Source organism: Ruegeria sp. G10 (genome assembly GCF_056533645.1).
On record NZ_JBQFOQ010000035.1, the window covers coordinates 1 to 563 of the forward strand.

At 56.8% G+C, this 563-nt stretch carries 1 pseudogene; it reads right to left on the reverse strand.

Annotated features, from left to right (window positions below):
* Positions 1-250: 250 nt before the first annotated feature.
* A pseudogene (locus tag ACR0KM_RS20990) lies at positions 251-563 on the reverse strand (iron-containing alcohol dehydrogenase); the annotation flags it as partial.

Below are 563 nucleotides of genomic sequence, written 5' to 3' on the forward strand. Positions count from 1 at the left end.
TATAGACGGTCAGCTCGGTTTCGGCGGCCGCTGCGGTGGCCATCAGGGCACCGGCGACGATTGCTGCAAACTTGGACGTGGTTTTTTTCATAATACTTCCTCCGTTGGGTGGTAAAATCCGGATACTGCCGATTTCTTATTGATAGGCAGACCGATCACAATTAGACGCTGCCTTGGTCCATGTATCCCTCCCCTCTTGTATGACCTTTCATGCGGATCTCGGCACCTTGTTCTTCGAACGCGATGTCGACTAAAGCGCCGCTTTGAACAGCGCGGTCAGGTTGTCTTCGGTCAGTTCAATCGGGTTGCCACCGCAGGACGGATCGATGATCGCGCCTTTGACCAGTTCAGGAATCGACGCCTCGGTCACGCCCAGATCGGACAGCTTGCGCGGGATGGCGAAACTGTCATTGAACTCCTGCACAAAGGCGCGGAAGCCGTCGAAGCCGCCGTCGATGCCCAGATAAGCCGAGGCCTGCTGAAAGCGATCAGCGATGGCGGGGGCGTTGAAATCCAGCACAGCGGGCATACAGACCGCATTGGTCGTGCCGTGATGGGTGTTG